23 protein-coding genes are annotated in these 24,261 nt (G+C 66.0%); 1 reads left to right on the forward strand and 22 read right to left on the reverse strand.

Translation table 11 applies throughout. The features are described 5' to 3' along the window. Positions 1 to 2: 2 nt before the first annotated feature. The 21 genes from trpA to OO015_RS04505 form a co-directional block, all read right to left on the reverse strand. Entirely contained in the window at positions 3 to 830 is an 828-nt protein-coding gene (gene trpA / locus OO015_RS04405) for a tryptophan synthase subunit alpha (RefSeq protein WP_265940018.1), read from the reverse strand. Then, positions 827 to 2,041: a tryptophan synthase subunit beta gene (trpB, locus tag OO015_RS04410; RefSeq protein WP_265940019.1), complete on the reverse strand. Its 1,215-nt coding sequence runs from the start codon at positions 2,039 to 2,041 to the stop codon at positions 827 to 829. Before trpB ends, trpA begins: the two co-directional genes overlap by 4 nt. Further along, a complete protein-coding gene (locus OO015_RS04415) occupies positions 2,038 to 2,730 on the reverse strand; it encodes a phosphoribosylanthranilate isomerase (RefSeq protein ID WP_265940020.1) in 693 nt (230 codons plus the stop codon). The genes trpB and OO015_RS04415 overlap by 4 nt, the downstream gene beginning before the upstream one ends. Then, the gene (gene trpC, locus OO015_RS04420) at positions 2,715 to 3,536 is read right to left on the reverse strand and encodes an indole-3-glycerol phosphate synthase TrpC (protein ID WP_265940021.1); all 822 of its coding nucleotides are present in this window, start codon (positions 3,534 to 3,536) and stop codon (positions 2,715 to 2,717) included. The genes OO015_RS04415 and trpC overlap by 16 nt, the downstream gene beginning before the upstream one ends. Beyond that, positions 3,533 to 4,579 (reverse strand): anthranilate phosphoribosyltransferase, encoded by a 1,047-nt coding sequence (gene trpD, locus OO015_RS04425; protein WP_265940022.1) that lies wholly within the window; start codon positions 4,577 to 4,579, stop codon positions 3,533 to 3,535. Before trpD ends, trpC begins: the two co-directional genes overlap by 4 nt. Continuing rightward, positions 4,576 to 5,187: an anthranilate synthase component II gene (locus tag OO015_RS04430; protein ID WP_265940023.1), complete on the reverse strand. Its 612-nt coding sequence runs from the start codon at positions 5,185 to 5,187 to the stop codon at positions 4,576 to 4,578. Before OO015_RS04430 ends, trpD begins: the two co-directional genes overlap by 4 nt. After that, positions 5,184 to 6,800: an anthranilate synthase component I gene (trpE, locus tag OO015_RS04435; protein WP_265940024.1), complete on the reverse strand. Its 1,617-nt coding sequence runs from the start codon at positions 6,798 to 6,800 to the stop codon at positions 5,184 to 5,186. Before trpE ends, OO015_RS04430 begins: the two co-directional genes overlap by 4 nt. Positions 6,801 to 7,378: 578 nt before the next feature. After that, on the reverse strand, positions 7,379 to 8,683 hold the full coding sequence (locus OO015_RS04440; RefSeq protein ID WP_265940025.1) for a C40 family peptidase: 1,305 nt from the start codon (positions 8,681 to 8,683) through the stop codon (positions 7,379 to 7,381). Between the two features lie 221 nt (positions 8,684 to 8,904). Next, positions 8,905 to 9,678, reverse strand: a complete 774-nt coding sequence (hisF, locus tag OO015_RS04445) for an imidazole glycerol phosphate synthase subunit HisF (protein ID WP_265940026.1) — start codon at positions 9,676 to 9,678, stop codon at positions 8,905 to 8,907. Continuing rightward, complete coding sequence (locus tag OO015_RS04450) at positions 9,678 to 10,790, reverse strand: hypothetical protein (protein WP_265940027.1); 1,113 nt, start codon at positions 10,788 to 10,790, stop codon at positions 9,678 to 9,680. The genes hisF and OO015_RS04450 overlap by 1 nt, the downstream gene beginning before the upstream one ends. Then, a complete protein-coding gene (hisA, locus tag OO015_RS04455; RefSeq protein ID WP_265940028.1) occupies positions 10,790 to 11,521 on the reverse strand; it encodes a 1-(5-phosphoribosyl)-5-[(5-phosphoribosylamino)methylideneamino]imidazole-4-carboxamide isomerase in 732 nt (243 codons plus the stop codon). The genes OO015_RS04450 and hisA overlap by 1 nt, the downstream gene beginning before the upstream one ends. Beyond that, positions 11,518 to 12,162, reverse strand: coding sequence for an imidazole glycerol phosphate synthase subunit HisH (gene hisH / locus OO015_RS04460; RefSeq protein WP_265940029.1), 645 nt, complete (start codon positions 12,160 to 12,162; stop codon positions 11,518 to 11,520). The genes hisA and hisH overlap by 4 nt, the downstream gene beginning before the upstream one ends. A gap of 27 nt (positions 12,163 to 12,189) precedes the next feature. Next, positions 12,190 to 13,140: a histone deacetylase gene (locus OO015_RS04465; RefSeq protein ID WP_265940030.1), complete on the reverse strand. Its 951-nt coding sequence runs from the start codon at positions 13,138 to 13,140 to the stop codon at positions 12,190 to 12,192. Beyond that, positions 13,137 to 13,925, reverse strand: coding sequence for an inositol monophosphatase family protein (locus OO015_RS04470; RefSeq protein WP_265940031.1), 789 nt, complete (start codon positions 13,923 to 13,925; stop codon positions 13,137 to 13,139). The genes OO015_RS04465 and OO015_RS04470 overlap by 4 nt, the downstream gene beginning before the upstream one ends. A 2-nt stretch (positions 13,926 to 13,927) precedes the next feature. Next, positions 13,928 to 15,034, reverse strand: coding sequence for a tRNA (adenosine(37)-N6)-threonylcarbamoyltransferase complex transferase subunit TsaD (gene tsaD, locus OO015_RS04475; RefSeq protein ID WP_265940032.1), 1,107 nt, complete (start codon positions 15,032 to 15,034; stop codon positions 13,928 to 13,930). Beyond that, entirely contained in the window at positions 15,031 to 15,702 is a 672-nt protein-coding gene (rimI, locus tag OO015_RS04480; RefSeq protein WP_265941016.1) for a ribosomal protein S18-alanine N-acetyltransferase, read from the reverse strand. Before rimI ends, tsaD begins: the two co-directional genes overlap by 4 nt. Before the next feature lie 13 nt (positions 15,703 to 15,715). Further along, a complete protein-coding gene (gene tsaB / locus OO015_RS04485) occupies positions 15,716 to 16,444 on the reverse strand; it encodes a tRNA (adenosine(37)-N6)-threonylcarbamoyltransferase complex dimerization subunit type 1 TsaB (RefSeq protein ID WP_265940033.1) in 729 nt (242 codons plus the stop codon). After that, entirely contained in the window at positions 16,410 to 16,946 is a 537-nt protein-coding gene (gene tsaE / locus OO015_RS04490; protein ID WP_265940034.1) for a tRNA (adenosine(37)-N6)-threonylcarbamoyltransferase complex ATPase subunit type 1 TsaE, read from the reverse strand. Before tsaE ends, tsaB begins: the two co-directional genes overlap by 35 nt. Continuing rightward, positions 16,943 to 18,373, reverse strand: coding sequence for an amidase (locus tag OO015_RS04495; protein ID WP_265940035.1), 1,431 nt, complete (start codon positions 18,371 to 18,373; stop codon positions 16,943 to 16,945). Before OO015_RS04495 ends, tsaE begins: the two co-directional genes overlap by 4 nt. Before the next feature lie 64 nt (positions 18,374 to 18,437). Next, positions 18,438 to 19,463 (reverse strand): thiamine-phosphate kinase, encoded by a 1,026-nt coding sequence (thiL, locus tag OO015_RS04500; RefSeq protein ID WP_265940036.1) that lies wholly within the window; start codon positions 19,461 to 19,463, stop codon positions 18,438 to 18,440. Then, positions 19,460 to 20,617 (reverse strand): glycosyltransferase family 4 protein, encoded by a 1,158-nt coding sequence (locus tag OO015_RS04505; RefSeq protein WP_265940037.1) that lies wholly within the window; start codon positions 20,615 to 20,617, stop codon positions 19,460 to 19,462. Before OO015_RS04505 ends, thiL begins: the two co-directional genes overlap by 4 nt. A gap of 119 nt (positions 20,618 to 20,736) precedes the next feature. Between OO015_RS04505 and OO015_RS04510 the strand changes: the two genes are divergently transcribed. Continuing rightward, positions 20,737 to 23,565, forward strand: a complete 2,829-nt coding sequence (locus tag OO015_RS04510) for a DEAD/DEAH box helicase (RefSeq protein WP_265940038.1) — start codon at positions 20,737 to 20,739, stop codon at positions 23,563 to 23,565. Here the strand turns inward: OO015_RS04510 and lipB are convergent. Next, a complete protein-coding gene (gene lipB, locus OO015_RS04515) occupies positions 23,531 to 24,259 on the reverse strand; it encodes a lipoyl(octanoyl) transferase LipB (protein ID WP_265940039.1) in 729 nt (242 codons plus the stop codon). The genes OO015_RS04510 and lipB overlap by 35 nt on opposite strands. Positions 24,260 to 24,261 lie beyond the last annotated feature (2 nt).

Here is a 24,261-nt window from a genome sequence, read left to right on the forward strand (position 1 = left end):
GCCTACGACCCCTCCCCCACCGTCGCGGCGGTACCCGTTCGCAACCAGGCGATGAACGCTTCGGCTGCCGCTGCACGCTCGCCTGGATCGGCTGTCGCGATCCGATCCAGAAGCGCACTCCCGACCACGACCGCATCGACCAGCTCGCGTGCCTGGGCCACGTGTTCCGGTCGCGAGATGCCGAAACCGAGCGCAAGCGGCAAATCTGTCACAGCACGGACGCGTCCCAGGAATTCGGGAAGATCCTCCGGCAAGCGATCGCGCGCGCCAGTGACCCCCGTCAGGGAGACACAGTAGAGAAAGCCGCTCGCACGAACAGCAACTTCGCGAAGATGCCGCTCCGTACTGGTCGGCGCGACCATGAAGATCAGATCGCGCCCCGCTGCCCGACACAAGGCATGCAGTTCATCGCTCTCGATCGGTGGTAGGTCCGGCACGATCACACCGTCGACGCCGACTTCGACGCACGCACGCACGAACCGCTCCAGCCCATACTGGAGCAGTGGGTTGAAGTATCCCATGAAGACGAACGGTACGTCAACACCTGCTTCGCGCAGCCGCGCCGCGGTGTCCAGGCAATACCGGACCGTCACGCCGTTGTGGAGCGCGACGTGGCTCGCCCGCTGGATCGTTACACCGTCCGCCAACGGATCGGAGAACGGGATACCGAGTTCGATCGCACAGGCACCACCACGGACCAATGCCGGTACCAGCTCCAGCACACTCTCCCGCTCCGGGTACCCGATGGTGAGATAGGGAATGATCCCGAGTTCACCCCGTGCCCGCAGCGCGGCGAACGTCTCGGCGATCCGGCTCTCGTTCCTGGTCACAGCGTCACCCCCAGAGCGCTGGCTACGGTCTGTATGTCCTTGTCACCGCGGCCCGACAGGTTGACGACGATGATCTGGTCGCGTGGTCGCTCGCGCGCGAGCCGGACCGCCAGTGCGACAGCGTGCGCCGACTCCAGTGCCGGGATGATCCCTTCGGTCCGGCAGAGCAGCTGGAACGCCTCGAGCGCCTCGGCATCGGTGATCGGGTGATAGTGCGCGCGCCCAGCCGTCTTGAGGTAGGCGTGCTCGGGCCCAACGCCGGGATAGTCCAGTCCGGCTGCGATGCTGTGTGCCTCGATGATCTGCCCGTCCTCGTCCTGGAGCACGAACGACCGGGACCCGTGCAACACACCGACGCGGCCAGCTGTCAGACTCGCAGCATGACGGCCGGTCTCCAGCCCTTCACCGGCTGCCTCCGCGCCGTGCAGTTCCACCTGCTCGTCGTCGAGGAAGGCCGAGAAGATGCCGATCGCATTCGAACCACCGCCGACGCAAGCGACCACGGCGTCCGGAAGACGCCCGGTCATCTCCAGGACCTGCTGGCGTGTCTCACGGCCGATCACGGACTGGAAGTCGCGCACCATCATCGGATACGGGTGCATCCCAGCGACAGACCCGACGAGATAGTACGTCGTGCGCACGTTGGTCACCCAGTCGCGGATCGCTTCGTTCATCGCGTCCTTGAGCGTGCGGCTCCCCGAACGCACCGGCCGGACTTCCGCACCGAGGAGCTTCATGCGAAACACGTTGAGCGACTGACGCTGCACATCGAGTTCGCCCATGTAGACGACGCATTCCAACCCGAGCATCGCGCACACTGTCGCCGTCGCCACCCCGTGCTGGCCGGCGCCGGTCTCGGCGATGACGCGCGGCTTGCCCATCCGCTTGGCGAGTAACCCCTGACCGACCGCATTGTTGATCTTGTGCGCGCCGGTATGGGCCAGATCCTCGCGCTTGAGGAAAATCCGCGCCCCGCCGACCTTCTCGGTCAGGCTCGCTGCGTAGTACAGGGGTGTCGGTCGTCCGACGAAATCGCGGAGCAGTCGCTCGAACTCGGCCTGGAAAGCGGGGTCCCGGCGAGCGTCCTCGTAGGCTTCGATCAGCTCCTCGATCGCCGGAAGCAACGTGACCGGAGCGTAGATGCCGCCGAATTCTCCGAAACGCCCACGCTCGTCCGGGAGCTGCCGTGCGCGCTGCACCGATGTCGTCATCTCGTTCCTCCACTTTCCGTTCGTGCCGTCTCGAAAAGGCGCGCGAAAGCGGTACGCGCCGCTGCCACGAACGCGTGCATCCGGTCAGGGTCCTTTTTCCCGACAACTTCGATACCGCTCGAGACGTCCACTCCGAAGGGCCGTACCGCCGCGATCGCCTCGGCGACATTCTCCGCTCGCAGTCCACCGGCCAGGATCACGGGGAACTCGCGAGCGATTGCGGCAGCGACCGACCAGTCGAACGTCTCTCCTGTTCCCCCAGCCATTCGCGGATGGTAGGTATCGAGGACGACCGCGTACGGTGTCGGCTCACCAGCGAAATACGACGCGACCCGCTGCCGAACGGCCTCGACCGTCTCGCCAACTCGCACCCGGATGGCCTTGAGCACTGGCCAACCGAGTACGCGCACCACCTCAGGCGGCTCGCTCCCGTGCAGTTGCACCGCGTCGAGTTGCAGGAGCACGGCGACCTGCTGAATCTCCTCGACCGGTGCATCGACGAAGAGGCCGACGATCCGCGGCGGCTGCGACACTGCACGGACCACCCGACAAATGACCGCCGCTTCCTCGAGCGTGACACGTCGCGGGCTCGGTGCGAAGACCAGTCCGATGAAGTCGGCCCCCGCTTCGGCCGCAGCGAGAGCATCCTCCGGCGTGCGCATGCCGCAGAGTTTCACGATTCCCGGCATCGCTGTACCTCCACGCCGGCCAGCGCAGCGGTTGCTGCCCGGCGATCGCGCGCCGTGATGAGCGACTCCCCGACCAGGATGGCATCGATACCCGCCCGGGCGAGCCGTTCGACATCCTCGCGCGTGTGGATGCCGCTTTCAGCAACGACGATGCGATCGGCCGGAATACGCGGTGCCAGCCGCTCGCTGATGCCGAGATCGACGGTAAAGTTCCGGAGATCCCGGTTGTTGATCCCGATCACCCGCGCGCCGGCTCCCAGCGCGACCTCGAGCTCGGCTTCGTCGTGCACTTCGACCAGCGCCTCCAGTCCCAGCTCCCGCGTCGCAGCGAGGAGTTCAGTGAGTTGTGCTCGACTCAGCGCTGCGACGATCAGCAGCACCGCATCGGCCCCGAACGCACGCGCCTCCAGCACCTGATACGGATCGATGACGAAATCCTTCCGCAAGACCGGAACTCCCGAAGGTCGAGCCAGCGCGCCGACCGACTCCAAGTCGCGCAAATGCCCGTGAAAGAACGGCTCGTCCGTCAGGACTGAAATCGCCGCTGCCCCACCAGCCAGGTAGTCCGCCGCGACCGCCACCGCATCGGCATCCGGTGCGAAGAGGCCACGCGACGGTGACCCCCGCTTCACCTCGGCGATGAGCCGAACCTGTGTACCCCGCAACGCCGGCACGAGCGGGAGCGGTGGTGCCATCATTGCCGCACGCTGGAGGAGCTGCGCCTCCGGCACCCGAGCGCGCCGATCGACCAGGTCGCAACGCGTCCGATCGAGAATCCGGTCGAGGATCGTGCCCGTTCGCGTCACGAGACCACCTCCGCCGGAGCCAGCTGGTTACTGAGCTGGATCAATCGCTCGAGCGCCGCCAATGCTGCGCCACTGTCGATCGATCGCCGCGCCAGCTCCAGGCCCTCCGCCAGCGATTCGGCTGCGTCGGCGGCCACGAGCGCGGCAGCCGCATTGAGGAGCGTCACCTCGCGCGCCGGTCCAGGTCTCCCCTCCAGGACAGCGCGGACGATCCGGGCGTTCTCTTCAGCCGTGCCGCCGCGCAACGCTTCCGTCGGCACCCGCGACATCCCGAGGCTCTCCGGCTCCACGACGTGCCGATGGACTTCGACACCGCCGTTCCGCCGGATCTCGTACACTGTCGTCGGCGCAGCCAGGCTCACCTCGTCCAGTCCGTCGGCCGCATGGACGACCAGCGCATGATCGATCTCGAGCAATGCCAGCACGCGTGCCACCGTTTCCACCAGCTCCGGCATCGCGACCCCGATCAGCTGATGCCGGACGCGCGCGGGGTTCGCCAGCGGACCGAGCACATTGAAGACTGTGCGGAAACCGAGCTCGCGGCGGACCGGCGCTGCGTGTCGCAAAGCCGGATGGAAACGCTGGGCGAACATGAAGCCGATACCAGCCTCGCTGACGCAGCGCGCCACTGCCTCGGGCCCGAGATCGATGCGGACGCCCAGCGCTTCCAGCGTGTCGGCTGCACCGGCCCGGCTCGACATAGCCCGGTTCCCGTGCTTGGCGACCGGCACGCCGGCACCTGCCACGACGAAGGCAGCCGCCGTCGAGATATTGAACGTCCTCCCTCCGTCGCCACCGGTGCCGACGACGTCGACGGCCGGGCGCTCGGTCGTCAGCTGGACCGGGATCATGTGCGCGCGGAGGGCCTGGACGAACCCTGCGATCTCCGTCTCGCGCTCACCGCGGACACGCAACGCGGTGACTAGCGCGGCGATCTGTGCTGGTGTCGCCTCGCCGGTCATCACGGCGCTCATCGCTTGCGCGGCTTCCTCGACGTCGAGCACCCCACCCGACACGATCTTCTGAAGAGTCAGAGCGATCATCGCACACCTCCCCGCGCCGTCGCGTGCGTGCGCCGGTGCACTTCCACGCTGTGGAGAAAGTTCCGGAGGAGATCCTTCCCGACCGTCGTCAGGATCGACTCCGGATGGAACTGGACGCCTTCGACGAGCCCGGAACGGTCACGAATGCCCATGATGACACCGTCCTCGCTCCGGGCAGTGACGGTCAGCTCGTTCGGGAGCGTCGCCTCGTCGATGACGAGCGAGTGATAGCGCGTGGCTGTGAAGGGATTGGGAAGTCCGGTGAAAACCCCCTGCCCATCGTGCTGAATGCGGCTGGTCTTCCCGTGCATCAGGCGCGGAGCCCGGACAATGCGTGCACCATAGGCGGCGCCAATCGCCTGGTGCCCGAGGCAGACGCCGAGAATCGGAACCCGACCAGCGAAGCGCTCGATCGCCGGGACGGAGACTCCAGCCTCACCCGGCGTACACGGTCCGGGCGAGATCACGATGCCGTCCGGTTCCAGTGCCTCGATCTCCTCGACCGTCACCTGGTCGTTACGGCGTACGACCAGCTCAGCACCGAGTTCCGCGAGGTACTGCACGAGGTTGTACGTGAACGAATCGTAGTTGTCGATGACCAGGATCATACCGTGCTCCCCCGTTGTTCGCGTTCCATCTGCTCGGCATGCTCGATCGCCCGTATCAGCGCGCGCATCTTGTGGTGGCATTCCTGGTGCTCGCGTTCCGGCACACTATCCGCGACGATTCCAGCTCCCGCCTGGAGGAAAGCCTGTTGCCCCCGCATCACGATCGTCCGGAGCGTGATCGCCGTATCCAAGTTGCCACTGAAATCGACGTATCCGACCGCGCCAGCATATGGGCCGCGCTGCTCCTGCTCCAGTTCCGCGATGATCTCCATCGCACGAATCTTCGGTGCACCGCTCACCGTTCCGGCTGGGAAACAGCTGCGCAAGGCATCCAGTGCCGAAAGGTCGTCGCACAGGACGCCCGTCACTTCGCTCACCAGATGCATCACGTGGCTGAAACGCTCGACGGTCATCAAGCGCGGCACGTGCACCGTTCCGGGTGCCGCGACGCGGCCGATGTCGTTCCGCGCCAGGTCGACGAGCATGATGTGCTCGGCCCGCTCCTTCTCGTCGGTCGCGAGCTCCTCCGCGAGGGCCGCGTCTTCCTCCGGAGTCCGACCACGGCGCCGCGTCCCGGCGATGGGATGGGTCGAGAGGATCCGTCCATCGACCCGGACGAGCATCTCCGGCGACGCACCGATCAGTACATCGTCACCGAAGCGGAGGTAGTACATATACGGCGACGGGTTGATGCGTCGTAGTGCCCGGTAGATCGTGAACGGGTGCGCTCCCGTCTCTACCTCCTGCCGCTGGGAAAGCACGACCTGGATGATGTCGCCCGCGGCGATGTACTCCTTGGCGCGTTCGACCATTCCGACGTACGTCGCTCGGTCGAGGTGCGGCCGTACACGCTGCTCGACTGTCGCCGGATCCACCGGCCCGTTGCCGACCGGCACGACCGACTGCCGGCGCAACCGATCGACCAGCCGTTCGATCCGCTCGACTGCCTCGGCATACGCCCGCTCGAGCGGCATGCCGTCCGCCACATGCACGTGGCTCACGACAGCGATCGTCCGCTCGAGGTGATCGAAGACGAGCATCGAATCGACAAAGAGAAAGACCGCGTCCGGCAGACCCAGCGTATCCTGCGGTGCAGCCGGAACACGCGGTTCGAAGTAGCGGATCGTCTCGTAGCCGAGGTAGCCGACGGCTCCACCGAGGAAACGGGGCATATCGGGCAGATGCACCGTCCGATACCGCCCGAGCAGGTCCGCAAGGAAACGCAGGGGATCCTCGAACGCGACCCGCTGCTCCTGAGCAGGATGCCCGTAGTAATCCGCCCCCCCGAACGGTGCCAGAGCCGAGGCAGCGAGCGTCTCGCGTACCCCGGTACTCCGCAGTCGAGCGATCCCGTCATCCAGCTCGACCACCAGAAACGGATCAGTGCCGATGAACGAGTACCGGGCGAGCCGCTCGCCGCCTTCGACGCTCTCGAGGAGGAAGGCATACGGCCCCTGGGCGACTTTGAGGAACGCGGAAACGGGGGTTTCCAGATCGGCGTCGAGCTCACGATAGACGGGTATCACGGTCGCCTGCTGGGCGAGCGCTGCGACTTCCTCGAACGATGGCCGATAGCGCTGCGGCGAGGAGCGAATCAGCGTCGTTGTCGACATGGTCGGCCTCCGAACGTGCATTGCCCAACGAAAAACCTCCGTCCCGACAGGGACGGAGGTCTTGTTCTCCGCGGTGCCACCCTGGTTGGATGCCGCTCGCGCGAGCATCCCACCTCGACCGGTACGGGATCGCGCAATGCGCGATCCGATACCGAGCTCCGGATAACGGTGGAGCATCCGGCGCCGCCTACTTGCCGGCCGGCGTTCGGGGCGCGACTCCCGGATCCATTCCGCCCGACCGTGAGCACCGACCTCGCACCGACCGTCGGCTCGCTGAGCCCCGTGCCGAGCGTACTCGCTCCGTTCGTCGCCTTTACGGTATCGCGTTGTCTTACCCACGAAGTGTAGTAGCCGCGTACCTCTTTGTCAAGTGAGCCGACGGCGGAGCGGATGGCACCTCGTGACCTGCCTTGTGTCCGATCGACAGCATGTTGCACCGCGACCGTGCAACGAGCGAACGACTGCGTCAGCGATCAGGCTCGCTCAGGCGCACCCGCCCTGGCACCTTGCCGGCAGCGCAAAACGACAAGTCGCCCACGGCATAGAGTGCCGTGGGCGAGCAGCCGTGCATCCGTCGATCAGGGGACGATGCGCCGTGCCGTATAGTAGCGTGGCCCGTAATAGCCTCCCCACACGTCGCTGATGGTCACGCCGGTCGCGTAGTTCTCCGCGTGGATGAAACGCCCGTTACCGATGTAGATACCGACGTGCGAGAGACCCCACTTGTATGTGTTCTGGAAGAAGACGAGGTCACCCGGTTGCAGGTGGTCAGGATCGACATACACGCCGCTCACGGCCTGAGCCTCGAGACTACGCGGGAAGCCGCCGCCGATCACCTCGTTGACGACGAAATAGACGAACCCGGAGCAGTCGAAACCAGCCGGCGTCGTTCCACCCCAGACGTAGGGTCGCCCGAGATACTGCATCGCCGTCGCGACGATCTGCTCACCCACCGAGCTGGGTGGCGGGGGTGTCGCCGGCACCCCCTGCTGCCCCTCGTCGGCATTCGATTCGGCCGGAATCGCGTCGACCGATTCCGGAGCACGATCGCTCGGTGCCAGATAGCCACCGTGAGCCCAGCCCTGGATACCGCGGTAGTCGACCTGCCACCAGATGATGCCCTGGCTATCCGTCTGCGGTCCGCCGATCACTCGCATCACCGTTCCCTCGGGAGCCACGGTCGCGACCGGCTGGTCGTACCCCGCACCGTACCGGATGTTGAGCCCTTGTCCGTCGGTATTCACCACCTCGACGTTCCCACCGGCCTGGATCTGAGGCTTGTCGGCCACCTGACGTACCTCGACGACCAGCGGACTGCTCGCCGCACCGGAGCTGCTATCCACCACCACGAGATAGGCCCGCACCGCGAACCCATCGATACCGTCGTAGCGGAGCGGCACCCATTCGGTGCCGGAACCGTCAGCGACGACGGCGCCCGTGACCTCAGCCCGACCGCCTTCCGGCATGATAGCGAGAACGGCGCTGTCGAGGCTGGCCGCGGCACGCACACGCAGCCCGTGCCCGTCGGTGCCGGTCACTTGCACGGTATCACCCGCAGCCGGAACGGCTGGAGCCAGATAGTCGGCGATGACCCATCCTTCCACACCGTCAGCCTGCACCTTGTACCAGGAAGAGCCATCGGACGCGCCCTGCGGCCCTTCGACGACCCGAACGCGTGTACCGTCTGGCAGACCACCGACTCGCGAGGCGCCCAAACCCGGCGCCGACCGAACGTTGACGCCGTCACCGTTCGTTCCAGTCACCTGGCCGAGCACGCCAGGAGTGAGACCGTTCGCAGCTGATACTGGGGAAAAGATCGAGGCGACAGCGAGGATGACCAGACACGCCGAAACCAGTCGAGCTGGAAGTCGTGTCTTTCCCAATCGACTCCCCTTCCCTCGTTCGTCCCTGGCCACTGACCGGATCGCTGACCCGGTCACCCTCAGGAGCCAATCCCAGGCTCCTGCGTCCCCCGTTCGGACGGCGAGGAGGGCCGTCCGGTCGCCCGCAGGCTACCACGCTCGCACCTCGGTTGTCAAGATGGGCAATGGGACATTCGTGCGAGTTCGGCAAGCCGAAACGCTCGCCGAGGGAGGGACTGAGGTCAAGCCGGTGGAGCGGTTTGCCGTACCGGCACACCACGCTCGGCGAGATAGCGTTTCGCATCGGCGATGGAGTAGTGACCGTAGTGGAAGATCGAGGCCGCGAGCACTGCATGTGCGCCGCCGACCGTGAACGCCTGGTACAGGTGCTCGAGTGTACCGGCACCACCCGAGGCGATCACGGGAACAGGTACCGCGTCGACGACTGCCCGCAGGAGTTCGAGATCGTACCCGCTCTGCGTTCCATCGGTATCCATGCTGGTCAACAGGATCTCGCCCGCTCCGAGCTCGACACCACGGCGGGCCCATGCGACCGCATCGAGACCGGTCGGCTTGCGCCCACCGTGCGTGTAGACCTCCCAGACACCGTCCGCGCGTCGCCGTGCATCGATCGCGAGGACGACGCACTGATTCCCGAAACGCTGTGCGCACACCCGGATCAACTCAGGATTCTGTACTGCCGCGGTGTTCACGCTGACCTTATCAGCACCTGCCCGCAGCAGGCGGTACATATCGTCGGGAGTCCGTACGCCACCACCGACGGTCAGCGGGATGAACACTTCCTTGGCTGTCCGCCGCACCACCTCGACCATCGTGTCGCGCCCCTCGGCCGAGGCCGTGATGTCGAGAAACACGAGCTCGTCGGCCCCCTCCGCATCGTAGCGAGCAGCCAGTTCCACCGGATCACCGGCGTCACGGAGTTCCTGGAAGCGCACACCCTTCACGACCCGCCCAGCAGTGACGTCGAGACAAGGGATGATCCGTCGCTTCAGCATCAGTTCGCCGTACCGTCTCCTCGCTCAGCCTTCTGGCGTTGTTCCATGAACTGCTCGAGCTCTTGTTGTGCCTGCTCGAAGCGCAGGCGGACACGCTGCTCGATGAGGCGCCAGAGTTCAGCCCGCAGCTGCCGGTCGATTTCCCGGAGCTCCTCGAGTTTCACCTCGATGAGATCGATACGGTACCGCAACTCGCGATCGACGGCCTCGAGCTGCTCGAACTCCTGATTGACCCGCTCGGCCCGCTGATCTTCCACAGCCGCCAGGTCACGCAGGGCTTGATCGAACTGCTGGCGCAGCTCCTCGACCCGCTCGAGCAACAGGTCGTCCCGCTCGCTGGTATGGCTCCGCACCCGTTCCAGTTCGGCGGCGAGCCGTTGCGCGAGCTCATGCACCTGCTGGAACTGCGGAGGGATCGCAGCGAGGCCCTCCTGCACGCGCTCCAGTTCCTCCTCCAGCCGGGTATCGCGTGCGACACCCTCCTTGAGCTGTACCTGCATCGTCTCGATCACCTGCAACACCTCAGCGACACGCCGCCGGACATCCTGCTCGACGATACGGATGGCATCATGCAGACGCGTCACTTCCCGGCCGAGTCGCTCGACCTCTGTCGTGATGGCCTCCAGCCCCCCGCGGAGCGACTGGTCGGTGGCAGCGAGTCGCTCCACGTACGCAGCCAGATGCTCGATCAACACCCGCAGCTCGTCATAACGCCGGGTATCCTGTCCAGTATCCTCGCGCTGCCGCCGCACCGCCTCCAGGAGCTCGGCGACCTGTGCTTGCAAGGTGCGGATCGGCCGCATCAGCTCGTCGACCCGCACGGCGAGCTCGGTCAGCTGTTGCCGGAAACGAGCCTCTTCGAGCTGTCGCGCCTGCTGGGCCTGTTGCACCTCGTGCCGGTGCTGCTCGAGCGCATGCCGTTGCTCGGCCCAATCGGCTTCGGCCGCTTTCAGCTCCTCTTCCAGGCGCAACTGACGCGCCGCCAGCTCGCGCACGCGATGCCGGAGCTCGTCCAGCTGGCTCTGCATCGCTTGCTGACGGGCCTCTTCGCGTCGCCGCCGCTCCTCTTCACGCGCTTGCTGGATGAATTCCGGATCGGAACGACGATCCATCAACCAGCTCCTCCGACGACCCAGTCCGTTGCGCGTTGCGGGCACCACCGACCCTCGTACAGTGCCCGGCCGACGATCGCCGCCTCCACGCCCGAGATCCCCGCCAGTGCGACGAGGTCCTCGTACCGGCCCACGCCTCCTGACGCGATCACTGTCACACCACTTCGCGCGAGACGCGCCATGAGCTCCACGTTCGGACAGGTCATGGTTCCGTCTCGTGCAATATCGGTCGCGAGAATCCGCCGCACTCCAACGCTCGCCATCTGCTGCGCCACAGTTTCGGCACGGACCGGTGCCATCGTTTCCCAGCCGCGAGTGGCGACCCAACCGTCGCGCGAGTCGATCGCGACGACCAGCTGGTCGGCCCCGAAACGGTCGATCGCCTGGGCAACGAGTTCCGGCTGCTCCAGTGCCACGGTCCCGATCACGACGCGGGCAACACCGAGGGCGAGCAACCGCTCGATCGCTTCCAGCGACCGCACGCCTCCACCGGCCTGCACCGAAACACCCGGCACGGCGCGAACGATCGCGCTGACCAGCTCGAGCTGCACCGGCTGCCCGGTCCGCGCACCGTCGAGATCGACGACGTGGAGCCAGGGCGCCCCGAGATCCGCCCAGTGGCGCGCCATCGCGACCGGGTCGTCCGCGTAGACGGTCTCGCGCGCGAAATCACCCTGGAGGAGACGGACGCACCGCCCTGCTCGAATATCGACGGCTGGGATAACGATCACGCACTGGCCTCCACCGCCATGCCCTGCCGGGTGCGCTCGACGATCGCGACGAAGTTCGCGAGCAAACGCAGCCCCCATTGCCCGCTCTTTTCCGGATGGAACTGCGTGGCCATCACGTTCCCCCGGGCGAGAACACTGGCGAAGCGCACGCCGTAGTCGGTCTCGCCGAGAATCCACGCGTCGTCGCTCGGATCAGCGTAGAACGAGTGGACGAAGTAGAAATCCGTGCTATCCGGAATACCCGCGAAGAGCGGGTGCGGCCGACGCAGCAGAACCTCGTTCCAACCCATGTGCGGCACCGTGACGGACTCGGGCAAACGACGCACGACTCCGGGTACGACACCGAGACAACGGTGCTCGCCACCCTCGTAACTCACTTCGAGGAGCACCTGCAACCCCATGCAGATACCGAGGAACGGGATACCGTTCGCGATGATGGATCGCAAGCTCGAAACGAAACCGAGCTCGCTGAGATGCCGCATCGTGTCGGCAGCGGCACCGACGCCCGGCACGATGACGCCATCGGCCTCAGCGAGTGCTGCCGGATCCCGACTCACGAAGGCCGGAGCACCGACCCGCTCGAGCGCGTTGACCACGCTCGCTAAGTTCCCGGCTCCGTAGTCGACGACAACGATCTTCATCGTTCACCCTCTCGCTGGTGCTGGCGGCTAGGCTCCGCCATCCAGCACATCCAGCGTCGCGGCGACACTGGATGCCAGCGCGCTCAGATTGTAACCGCCCTCGAGGACGAGCACGAGCCGACCGTTGCACCATTCGTGTGCCCAGGCGAGCACGCGTCCTGCCATCGCTCCGAATCCCTGTTCCGTCACCGCCATCGCTGCGAGCGGATCGGCGTAGTGCGCATCGTAGCCAGCCGAGACGAGCAGGAGTTCCGGGCGGTACGTCCGCAGCCGTGGCTCGATCTGCTCATCGAACGCGCGGAGATACGCCGCATCGTCGCTCCGGGGCGGCAAGGGGATGTTCAGCGTGTAGCCGCGCCCTGGTCCCTCGCCGATCTCGTCGGCGCGCCCGGTACCCGGATAGAGCGGCCACTGGTGGATCGACACGAAGAAGACACGGTCGGTCCAGTAGAACGCTGCTTGCGTCCCATTGCCGTGGTGGACGTCCCAATCGACGATCGCGATCCGCTCGAGCCCATGATGCTGGAGCGCCCACGCCGCAGCGACGGCGATATTGTTGAACAGGCAGAACCCCATACCTCGATCGGGTTCGGCATGATGGCCCGGCGGCCGAACGAGCGCGAAGGCGCGAGGCACTTCACCCCGGAGCACGAGATCGACCGCGTGGACCGCCGCGCCGACAGCGAGTCGTGCCACCTCGAAGGAGCGAGGAGAAACGACAGTATCGGCATCCAACCAGCCACCACCACGGGCAGCGAAGGCACGCAGTTCCTCGATGTAGGCGCGGTCGTGCACGAGCGCGATCGTCTCCTCGTCGGCTGGATCGGGCTCGATCACCCGGCGATCGTCCAGCCGCCCTGTCCGTTCCAGATAGCGAAAGATCGCCTCCAGGCGTTCCGGGCGTTCGGGGTGATCACCGGTCTCGTGCTCGAGGAAGATCCGCGACGTTACCAGCGCGGTCAGGCTGTAGGTCGTCACGCTGCCCCCTCGTCGTTACCGGCAATGAGCCCGAGCATCGCCTGGTGGATCAGTCCGTTCGAAGCCACACACGTACCTTGCAAGAAGCTGTAGGGCTTGCCATCGTAGTCCGTGACTGTGCCACCAGCTTCCTCGACGAGCAGCACCCCAGCCGCCGTATCCCACGGGGAGAGCTCCTGCTCCCAAAATCCGTCGAAACGGCCAGCCGCGACGTAAGCGAGATTCAAGGCGGCGCTCCCGTCGCGCCGCACCGCACGCGCCGTCAGTGTGAAGCGTGCGAACGCGGCCAGCGCCTGGCGACGTCGCTCGAGATCGTAGGGGAATCCGGTTGCCAGCAGTGCGCTGCGCAGCTCTCGGTGCGTCGAGACACGGATCCGCTCGCCGTTGAGGAACGCGCCGGTACCGCGCTCAGCGAGGAAGAGCTCGTCGAGTAGCGGTTGGTAGATCACGCCGAGCTCCGGACGGCCGTTGCGCAGGAAAGCGATGGAGACGCAGAACATCGGGTAGCCGTGCGCGAAATTGGTCGTGCCGTCCAGGGGATCGATGACCCAGAGCGCAGGCGCCTCGAGCCCGTCGCGCCCGCTCCCCTCCTCGGTCAGGAAAGCATGATCGGGGAAAGCCGAGCGGATCGCCTCGACGATCAGTCGCTCGCTCGCGATGTCGATCTCGGTCACGAGATTCACCGCGCCTTTGTAGCGGATCTCGCGGACGCGCCCGACGTGTTCGCGGAGGAGTCGCCCTGCCGCCAGTGCGGCCGCGACCGCGACATTCCGGATCGTCGCCATCGCTACGCCTCTCGCAGGGATGCTGCCTGAAGCAGGGTGCGCGTCACCAGTGGGAGCTGGGCCTGTACGTCGAGATCCAGTCCAGCGCGGACGCCACGCTGAGCCAGGTAGTACGCAGCACCGGCGATCATCGCCGCGTTGTCGGTACAGAGGATCGGCGGCGGATAGCGGACCGGCACCGGGCTGATTTCGCTCAAGTACTGGCGCAGCGCGGCGTTGGCCGCCACACCGCCCGCCAAAAGGACCATCGTCGCACCGAACTCACGGGCAGCACGAGCTGTCTTCTCAGCCAACACCTCGACGACCGCAGCCTGGAATTCGGCTGCGAGATCCGCGATCGGGACGTTGGGTCCGTATTCGGGCGCCACGTACTCGGGAAACGGCTCCTGCTTGGCGACCCGTCGCTGCGGCCGGCGCTGATAGTGCTCGAGGATGCGCAGCAGCGCTGTCTTGAGCCCGCTGAAGCTGAAGTCGTAGCTGTCGCCGAGCCAGGCCCGGGGCAGCTGGAACCGTCCAGGACGCCCTTGGGCTGCCGCCCGCTGGATCGCCGGACCACCGGGAAAGCCGAGACCGAGGACACGCGCGGCCTTATCGAATGCCTCGCCCGCCGCGTCGTCGAGCGTTCGGCCGAGCAGTACGTAGTCCCCATGGCCGCGCATCAGGACGAGTTCGGTGTGCCCACCGGAGACGATCAGGCAGACGAGCGGAAAGGTCGGTTCCGGTACTTCCTCCTGCCCCGGCAAGGTGAGCCAGTTCGCGTAGATATGACCTTCCAGGTGATTCACCGGAATGAGCGGCTTGTTCCAGACGAAAGCGAGCGTCTTGGCGACGTTGATCCCGACGAGAAGCGAGCCAGCAAGGCCTGGACCTTCGGTGACGGCGATCGCGTCGATCGAGGACGGTCCCACCCCGGCTTCTTCCAGTGCCAGGTCGAGGACCGGCACGATCGCCGTCACGTGCCGGCGCGAGGCGAGCTCGGGTACCACACCACCGTACCGCTCGTGGAGGTCGACCTGCGAGCGGATGATGTTGGACAGCACGAATCGTCCGTCGCGGACGACTGCCGCTGCCGTTTCGTCGCAAGACGTCTCGATACCCAGGATGATCACGCCGCCTCCTCCAGGATCTCGATTCCTTCCGCCGCCAGCCGTGCCAGGAGCTGGTCCCGCAGCTGCAGCAGCTGCTGGCGGTAGGCCGGATCACGCAACGGCGGCGACGTCATGATGTACGCGTCCTCCAGGTTGTCGCTGTAATAGCGAGGGCGCACACCGCGCTGGGTGAACCCGTATTTCGTGTAGAGCCCCTGCGCCGCCGTGTTCGAGACGCGGACCTCGAGCGTCACGAACTCGGCACCGCGCCGGATCGCCTCGCTGATGAGCGTCAGGAAGAGCACTTCGCCGAGACCGAGCCGACGGTGCTCCGGTGCCACCGCGATCGTCGTGACGTGCGCCTCACCGTAGATCACCCACATCCCCGCGAACCCGACGATCGGATGGGGACTCGTCCGCGGGCGCACCGGGCGGAACAGTCGCGCGAGGGGACCGCCGGTAACGACAGGCTCCGGCTCGCTCTCCGCTCCACTCGCTTGCCAGCGCAAGACGATGTAGTAATTTCGGTCCGGTTCGCGCAACTCCCGGTAATACGCCGATTCCGGCCAGGGATTGGTGAAGCATCGTCGCTCGAGTCGCGAGACTTCGGGAACGTCGTCGCTCCGCATCGGCGCCAGTACATACTGCCGCACCTCGCTCTGCGGCTCGGCGCCCGATTGCCGGACCATTTCTTCCACGTCGTCACTCCTGACCGGACCGCGCGTCGTAGCTCTCCGGCAATTGTACCGAAGGAACCGTTGCCGACCCGCCCCCGTGAACGTAGATCGGTTCCAACGCAGCGACCGGGTCGCTTTCGCCAGCACGCCACCGCCGATAGGCGAGCTCGGCCACCCAGGCAGGACGCAACTCGCGCAAGGACGGAACCGGCAGGATGACCGACGGATGTCGCCGCACGATCTCCTCATGCTCCGGCGCCAGTGGACCGGCGAGCACCGTGCGGGCGATCAGGCCCATCGTCAGCTCGTCGAGACGTGCCGAGCGCAAGATCGATTCGCGCGTCCACTGTGCGCCGGCACGACGATAGTCTGCGTAGACGACCCGTCCACGTCCCGCCGGAACGAATGCCCGGATCGGAAAGCCGAGCGCGGTATGCGGGTAGGCGAGCGCATCGAGCGTCAACACGCCGAACAACGGAACATCCAGCGCGTAACACAGTGCCTTGGCGATACTCATTCCAACGCGCAGGCCATTGAAGCTCCCCGGACCGGTCGTGACAGCCACCGCACCGATTTCCTCGACACGTCGTCGGTTCGCTCTGAGAAGGTGCTGAATAGCCGGTAACACGGTCGCGGTGTGCTCGCGACCGGCATCGTAGGTGAACTCCCCGACGATCTGCCCGTCATACAGTGCGAGCGCGACTCGTTCGCCCCCTGTGTCAAGCGCTAGGAGCAGCCGGCCGTTTCGTGCCACCGGCCACCTCCTTCCGCAACGTTTCGACGATTTCGCGAGGACGCGCACCGAACGGGTAGAATGCGATCCGTCGCTTGGTCTCGGCAAGGGGTTCGAACCGGACGACCAGGTACTCGTCGACCCACTGCGCGGGTAACCGTTCCGACCACTCGATGACGACGATACCCGCTGGATCGCTCAGACAGTCCTCGAGCCCGAAAGTCGTGAGCTCGTGCTGCTCCTCCAGTCGGTAGAGATCGATGTGGTAGAGCCGCACCGGCGTACCATCGGCGAGCACACCGCGGTACTCCATCACCAGAATGAATGTCGGGCTCTGGACATACTCGCGCACCCCCAGCCCACGTGCCAAGCCTTGCACGAACGTTGTCTTGCCCGAGCCGAGCGGTCCTTGCAGAAAGAGGACATCGCCTCCCCGCAGGAGCCGCGCCAGCGTCGACGCGAACTGACGCGTCTGATCGGGACTATGACTGACGAGATCGAGCGCGGGCACGCGGCTCGTCATCGGCTCGTCCCTCCCTCGGTCACGACCGGTGGCCAGCGATGCCGCCAGGGGCGCAGACGCTCGAAGGCAGAGGCAGCGCGCAGGGTTCCGAGATCGTCGCGCCAGCGCCCGACGATCTGCAGCCCGACCGGCAGGCCGGTGCTGGTGAAGCCAGCTGGGACGCTGACCGCCGGCTGTCCGGTGAGGTTGAACGGATAGGTGAACGGTGTCCAGTTCAGGTACGTCGTCGGATACCCGTCGATCGAACCAGGGTGGTCCGCGCCAGCGGCAAATGCCGTCACCGGTGTCGTCGGGCTCAACACGAAGTCGTATGCCTCGATTTCTCGGCGGAGACGGTCAGCGTAGCGACTCCGCTCGGCCAGCGCCCATGCCACGTCGACTCCTCGCCAGCCGAACCCGCGTTCGATCACGGTGCACCGGCCAGGATCGAGCAACTCCCGGACCTGTTCGTAGTCGTCGCGGTGAACCGCCGCCATCGCGCTCGACCAGAGGATATCGAGGGCGGGATACGGGTCTTCGAGCGGCTCGGTCCGCTCGTCGATGACACAGCCGAGTTCCTCGAACGCCGCGGCTGCTCGTCGCGCGATCTCGGCGACTTCACGCTCGACCGGAACCTCACCGACGCGAGCCAGCCAGAGCAGCCGCTTGCCGCGGAAGTCGTCCTCCAGCCTGGCGAAATCCGCTCCCGTATCCGGCAAGGAGTTCCGATCGCGCGGATCCGGCCCGGCCATCACGGCCAGCATCAGCGCGGCATCAGCCACGGTCCGCGTCATCGGGCCGACATGCGCGAGGAGTTCGACTGCGCTCGGTGGGTAATAGGGCACCAGCCCGAACGAAGGTTTGAACCCGACGATTCCACAGAACGAGGCCGGAATCCGCACCGACCCCGCTCCATCTGTTCCCTGGGCCAGCGGGCCCATCCCAGCTGCGACCGCAGCAGCAGCACCGCCACTCGAACCACCTGCTGTCCGCTCGAGGTTCCACGGATTCCGCGTGGGCCCGATGAGCCGGTTCCCCGAGTCACCTTTCCACCCGAGTTCCGGTGTGTTCGTCTTGCCGATGATGACCGCTCCAGCGGCACGCAGGCGCTCGACGATCGGCGCATCTTCGGTCGCGATCCGGTCCTGCCAGAGCAGCGATCCGCTCGTCCAGCGCACACCGGCGACCGGTGTCACGTCCTTGATCGAGACCGGCACGCCGAGCAACGGGCGTCGATCACCGTGCGCGTAGGCGTACTCGGCCTCGAGCGCCTGTTGCCGCGCCTCCTCAGCCGTAACCGTGATGAAGGCATGAAGCAGCGAGTCGAGCCGTTCGATCTGCTCGAGTACCGCATCGACGACCTCGACCGGCGAAAGAGCTCGACGGCGATACTCGGCGAGGAGTTCGGTCGCCGAGAGGAAACACACTTCGAGGCCTCCGGAATCCATCGCTCGCTCCACTCCGCGTGTCGTCGTTTGACGGCATGCTACCACGCCTCACGTTGCCACACGATCAACTGGTACGGAAGTGGTCGTACCCGCGTGCTTCGGCAGGCCGGCAGCGGCCCGCTGCGTCGCGGAGCTGGATCACCGGCCCAGCTGGTCCGGCATCGACGATCTCGCCGATGACAGAAGGCGGCAGGAGGCCGGCCCGCCGGAACGCGCGGACAACTCGTTCGAAGATCGCTGGCGGCGCGGTGAAGAGCAGCTCGTAATCGTCACCACCACGCAGCGCGATCTCCTCCCAGTCCGGGAAGGCCCACTTCACAGCGTTGGGCACAGGCACGCGCAGGAGATCGACAACGGCCGAGACGCCACTGGCCTGACACAGCTTCTCGAGATCGCCCAGGAGCCCATCGCTGATGTCCATCGCTGCCCGGACACCGCACCGGCGGAGCAGCAACGCTTCGCGCACCCGCGGTTGCGGGCGGTGATAGCGCTCCTGCATGGTCGGGTTCCCGTCCAGCGTCTTCAATCCCCGTTCCAGAACCCGCAGGCCAGCCGCGGCGAGTCCCAGTGGCCCAGTCACACCGATGAGGTCACCAGGACGCGCCGCATCGCGCCGCAGTACGTGACGTCCGTCGAGCGGGCTTTCGCCGATCACGGTGACCGAGATCGCCACACCGAGGGGCGACCGCGTCGTATCACCGCCGATGATCGCGACGCCGAAACGGCGCGCGAGCGCCTGTGCGCCCCGGTAGAACTCGGCGATATCACGGTCGCGTTCGGTGCCGCGGACCGCGAGGTCAACGAGTGCGAGGCGGGGCAGTGCGCCCATCGCCGCGATGTCGCTCAGGTTGACGGCCAGAGCCTTGTGGCCCAGCGTCGCCCAGTCCGTCCACTCGAGCCGGAAGTGCACCCGCTCGATCAGCGTATCGGTCGTGACGACGAGCTCGTGTCCGGCCCGTGGTCGCCAGACCGCTGCGTCGTCTCCGATCCCAATATGGACACGCGGGTGCCGGTCTCCGACCAAGCGCGCGATCTGCTCGATCAGCGCTGCTTCACCCGCCTCACGGAGCGGGCGTCCACCGCTCGTCATCGATCTCTTCCTCCTCGCTGGTGCACTGCTCGACGCGCAACCATCCGATAGATCTCCGCGGTGTCTCGTGCTGTTCGCTCCCAGGTGAACGAATGTGCCCGGGACTGGCCGACCTGTGCCAGCATCGCTCGCCGGTACTCGTCGGCCGCCAGTTCCGCGATCGCTGCAGCGAGCGCTCCCGCATCGCTCGGGTCGACCAGCAGCGCAGCCCCACCAGCGACTTCCGGTAAGGACGACCGGTCGGACGTGATGACCGGCGTCCCACAAGCCATCGCCTCGAGCACCGGCAGCCCGAACCCCTCGTAGAGCGAGGGATAGACGAAGAGCGTGGCTGCACTGTACCAGTACCGCAGCTCTTCCGGTGGCGCATAACCGACGAACACGACACGCTGCTCGAGACCGAGTTCCCGCACCGCACGGTAGACCGGACTGTCCTTCCAGCCACGCGCGCCGACGACGTACAGCGGCCAGTCCACTTCGTCCGGTAAGTGCCTGATGGCTCGAAGCAGTGTCAGCAGGTTCTTGCGCGGCTGGATAGTCCCGACGAAGAGGAGAAACCGTTCGGGCAAGCCACGCTCGGCACGCCAGCGAGCGAGCTCGCTCTCCGGGACACGCGTCCAGTCGGCATCGATGCCGTTCGGAATGACGATGACCTTCTCGGGAGCGACACCGTAGGCCAGCACGACGTCGCGCCGGGTATGCTCCGAAACCGCGATCACGCACCGGGCACGCCGGACACTCATTCCTGTCATCAAGCGCAGATACCACCGCTTCGCAACTGGATAGTGCTCGGGAAAATGGAGAAAAGCGAGATCGTGCACGGTTACGATACCCGGTTTGGCCAGTGCCAGCGGGAGGACATTGACCGGGCCATGGACGACATCGCAGTCGAGCGTGACCCACGGGGCGATGAGCTGTTCCCAGGCGATGCGGACGACCGGACGTTCGGTTGGCCAGCGTGTGCAGCGCCAGTCGATACCGGAGAACGCACGGGAGACCGCCTGACCGACTGATCGTGGGAGGTACGCGAGCAGGTGCACGTCGGGAGCCGTACCCGGAATACAGGTCAAAAGCGCCTCGATGTAGCGACTGACCCCTGCCCGACGGTACCCCGATCGGTGACTCAACAACGATGCCAAGAGCCCGACACGCACGCACGACCTCCCGGCCGATTCTACTGATCATGGAGCCGAGCAGAGCAGAAGCGAGAAAACGCTCCTGCTATACTCGTCGAGATACGGGTTCACGAGCGGAGAACGCTCGGGCAGGAATCATGGCCGAGACGATTTCGCTACCAGAGAGCATCGAACAGTTTTCAGTCTTCTATCCCTTCCAGTTCGACCCCTTCCAACTCGAGGCGATGCTCGCCTTCCTGGAAGGACAGTCGGTCATGGTCGCCGCGCCGACCGGTACGGGCAAGACGGTCGTGGCCGAGTTCGGCGTGTACGAAACGTTCAGGCGCGGTGCCCGCGTCATGTACACGACACCGATCAAGGCGCTCAGCAACCAGAAGTTCCGTGACCTCCGCGCGATCTACGGTGACAACGTCGGTCTGCTCACCGGTGACGTCACCGAGAACCCCCGGGCATCGATCCTCGTCATGACGACCGAGGTGCTCCGCAACATGCTGCTCCAGACCCCCTGGGAACTGGACAGCGTCGAGTGCGTCATCTTCGATGAAATCCACTATCTGGCGGATCCGGATCGCGGGACGACCTGGGAGGAGTCGATCATCCTCTGCCCGCAACACATCCAGCTCATCTGCCTCTCGGCGACCGTTTCCAACGCACAGGAGATCGCGGACTGGATCAGCCGCACGCACCGACCGATCAAACTGATCGTCCACACCGAGCGTGCTGTTCCTCTGGCGCTCTGGTACTTCTACGACAAGAAGCTCCGGCTGGTCATCGACCATCACGGTCGCCAGGTCGCCGACTACTCCAACGTCGGTGGCGAGATCCGTGCCCTGCTCGCACGTGGTGGCCTTACGGCGGAACGGCGGCGCGAGGCGGAAGAAGCCGAACCGCCACCCTGGGAGATCGTCCAGGCGCTCGCCGCCGAGGACATGTTGCCGGCTATCTACTTCCTCTTCAATCGTCGTGACTGCGAGGACTACGCCACTCGCCTGGCGATGATGCGGGTCAATCTCGTCCGCGACCGGGCGACGCGCCAGCGGATCGCTCAGGTCATCGATTCGTTTCTCGCCGGGCTGCGCCCCGAAGACCGCGAGCTGAGCCAAGTCCAAACGATCGTGCAGCTGGCCAGCAAGGGGATCGGTTTTCATCACGCTGGGCTCCTGCCGGTGCTCAAGCAGCTCGTGGAAGTGCTCTTCAGTCAGGGACTCATGAAGGTCGTTTTCGCGACCGATACGCTCGCGCTCGGCGTCAACATGCCAGCGCGGACGGTCGTCATCGGGCGCATGACGAAGTGGGACGGTCGTCGCCGGCGCTTGCTGACGCCGAACGAGTTCCAGCAGATGGCCGGACGCGCTGGCCGCCGCGGGATGGACGAACGCGGCAACGTCGTCGTCCCCTATAGCCCCTGGATTTCCTTCAAGGAAGTCCTGGCGGTCGCGACCGGTGAGCTCGAGCCGGTCCGCTCGGCTTTCACGATCCGGTACAACACCGTGCTCAACCTGTGGGATCCGCCGCGTGGTGATCGCGTCCGCCAGCTCTTCCAGAAGAGTCTCGCCCAGTACCAGGCTGCCCAGCGAGTCCGGCTCCTGGAAGAGGAGATCCTCCAGATCGGCCACGAGATCGAAGCGATCCCGCGCGGCTGCCTCATCGGGCTCGACGGCGACGAGCTGCTCTACGACTACCGGAACATCGTCGCCCAGCTCAACCAGGCCAAGAGCCAGGAGCGGCATCTCGAGCAAGACCTCGCGGAACTCCAGGCGGATCTCGACGACCGCCCGTGGGCCGTTCCCTCCCGGCCTGTCCTCCGGCGACTGGTGCGCGAGATGGCGCCCGGTACACCGCTCCACACCCGCGAGCGCGGCTGGGTACTGTTCCTGAACCGCCTCCCGTACGGGGGAATCGCGCTCGTGCTGACCCGCGAGGGCTCAGCCGAACTGCTGACCGAGTACCGGCAGATCGACTACGTGCCGCACGATGTCGAGCCGGTCACGATACCGGAGACACTGGCGCGGCTGCCCGAACCGGTCAGCGATGTCCGCGGCATCGTGAGCGAGGAGGCGTTCGGAGCCATCTGGCACGAGGTCGACCAGCTCGGGCTACCCGATCTCGACGCCATGCTGGCCGAGTACCGTCGTCAGGTAGAAGCCCGAATGGCACCCGAACGGCGCCGCCTGGAGGAGCGACTCGCCGCGGTGCGCCAGGCCGTCCACGACCTCACGCAGCAGCGCTTCCGCCATCCCTGTCACGCCTGCCACCGGCGCAAGGAGCACCAGCGCAACCTGCAGCGGATCGCACGACTCGAGCAGGAACGGGCTGACCTGGAAGCACAGCTGGGGAGCGAGATCGCCGCCGAGGAACGACGCGTCCGCGAACTCCTGCGTGGCATCCGGAACGTCCTCGAATACTTCGGTTACCTGCACCGCGGCTATCCGACGAACAAAGCCGATACCCTTGCCGATGTGTTCGACACCAACGGGCTCATCATCTGCGAGATGCTCGACCGCGACTTCTTCAAGGGGCTCGATCCTGCAGACGTCGCCGAGGTCTTTTCCTGGTTCGCGTTCGACCGCGAGACACGCTTCGCCAACCACTTCACGCTCCCGACCAAGCTGGTATTGTTACGGCGTCGTCTGGAAAGCCTCGAGCAGGAAGTCTTCGAAATCGAGCGCCGCAACGGTCTCGCGCTCTCGACCGGCCACCACGAAGGCTTCTACGGCGCGATGCGCGCCTGGTGCAACGGCGCGACGATGGCGGAAATCACCCAGCTCATCGAGCTGAGCGAGGGTGATCTCGTGCTCACCTTCAACAAGACGCTCGACCTGATGCGGCAAGTCCGCGAGATGCTCGAGAAGCTCTACCCGGACCATCCACTGCGCTGGACGATCGCCAGCGCCGAGGCCTTGGCTCGCCGCGACATCATCGAGCAGTCGCTCATGATCGGGTTACTGCCGCCCGTCGGATCGTGAGCCGCTCGAGCACGGCCGCTAGTGACGGCACCGGTTCGGGATCGAGCTGGACATCGCGCTCGAAACGCTGGGCGAACGCGTCCAGCCAGCGCCGGGCGACTTCGCCGAGCTCGACCGGACGCCCGAGCTGCTGGGCGAGCGAGGTCACGCCGCGGTCAGCGATGCCGCAGGGCACGATCCAGCTGTACGGTTCCAGGTCGGTCGTCACGTTCAGCGCGATCCCATGGTACGTGACGCCATGGTGGATCGCGATACCGATCGCCGCGATCTTGTCGTTCCCGACCCACACCCCCGGATGCGCTGGGTCGAGCCAGCCCGCGAGCCCGTACGCCGCCAGGACATCGAGCACGGTCGCTTCCAGGCATTCGACGAACCGGCGCACCCGACGCTGCCCGTCGCCGAGCCGCAGGATGACATAGGCGACCAGCTGCCCTGGCCCGTGATAGGTCACGTCGCCGCCCCGGTCGGTCACGTAGTAGGGAACGCCGCGAGCCGCCAGTTCCGCGAGCGAGAGACGCAGGTTGTGCGTTCCCCCGCGGCGTCCCGTCGTGAACACCGGTTCGTGCTCGAGCAGTAGTACGGTGTCGGGAATCGTCCCGGCACGCCGTGCGGCAGCCAGCTGCCGCTGGAGTTCCCAGGTCTCGCGATACTCGACGCGCCCAAGCTGCAGGACGACGACCGGTTCGCTCGCCATGG

The sequence above is a fragment of the Thermomicrobium sp. 4228-Ro genome, from assembly GCF_026241205.1.
Lineage (GTDB): Bacteria > Chloroflexota > Chloroflexia > Thermomicrobiales > Thermomicrobiaceae > Thermomicrobium.

Bases quoted from the DNA above. Each gene is read 5' to 3' on its own strand.
- trpB (WP_265940019.1), bottom strand. From the start codon at position 2,041: ATGACGACATCGGTGCAGCGCGCACGGCAGCTCCCGGACGAGCGTGGG.
- OO015_RS04415 (WP_265940020.1), bottom strand. From the start codon at position 2,730: ATGCCGGGAATCGTGAAACTCTGCGGCATGCGCACGCCGGAGGATGCT.
- trpD (WP_265940022.1), bottom strand. From the start codon at position 4,579: ATGATCGCTCTGACTCTTCAGAAGATCGTGTCGGGTGGGGTGCTCGAC.
- OO015_RS04430 (WP_265940023.1), bottom strand. From the start codon at position 5,187: ATGATCCTGGTCATCGACAACTACGATTCGTTCACGTACAACCTCGTG.
- trpE (WP_265940024.1), bottom strand. From the start codon at position 6,800: ATGTCGACAACGACGCTGATTCGCTCCTCGCCGCAGCGCTATCGGCCA.
- hisF (WP_265940026.1), bottom strand. From the start codon at position 9,678: ATGCTGAAGCGACGGATCATCCCTTGTCTCGACGTCACTGCTGGGCGG.
- OO015_RS04450 (WP_265940027.1), bottom strand. From the start codon at position 10,790: ATGGATCGTCGTTCCGATCCGGAATTCATCCAGCAAGCGCGTGAAGAG.
- hisH (WP_265940029.1), bottom strand. From the start codon at position 12,162: ATGAAGATCGTTGTCGTCGACTACGGAGCCGGGAACTTAGCGAGCGTG.
- OO015_RS04470 (WP_265940031.1), bottom strand. From the start codon at position 13,925: ATGGCGACGATCCGGAATGTCGCGGTCGCGGCCGCACTGGCGGCAGGG.
- rimI (WP_265941016.1), bottom strand. From the start codon at position 15,702: ATGGTCCGGCAATCGGGCGCCGAGCCGCAGAGCGAGGTGCGGCAGTAT.
- tsaE (WP_265940034.1), bottom strand. From the start codon at position 16,946: ATGACGAGCCGCGTGCCCGCGCTCGATCTCGTCAGTCATAGTCCCGAT.
- OO015_RS04495 (WP_265940035.1), bottom strand. From the start codon at position 18,373: ATGGATTCCGGAGGCCTCGAAGTGTGTTTCCTCTCGGCGACCGAACTC.
- thiL (WP_265940036.1), bottom strand. From the start codon at position 19,463: ATGACGAGCGGTGGACGCCCGCTCCGTGAGGCGGGTGAAGCAGCGCTG.
- OO015_RS04510 (WP_265940038.1), top strand. From the start codon at position 20,737: ATGGCCGAGACGATTTCGCTACCAGAGAGCATCGAACAGTTTTCAGTC.
- lipB (WP_265940039.1), bottom strand. From the start codon at position 24,259: ATGGCGAGCGAACCGGTCGTCGTCCTGCAGCTTGGGCGCGTCGAGTAT.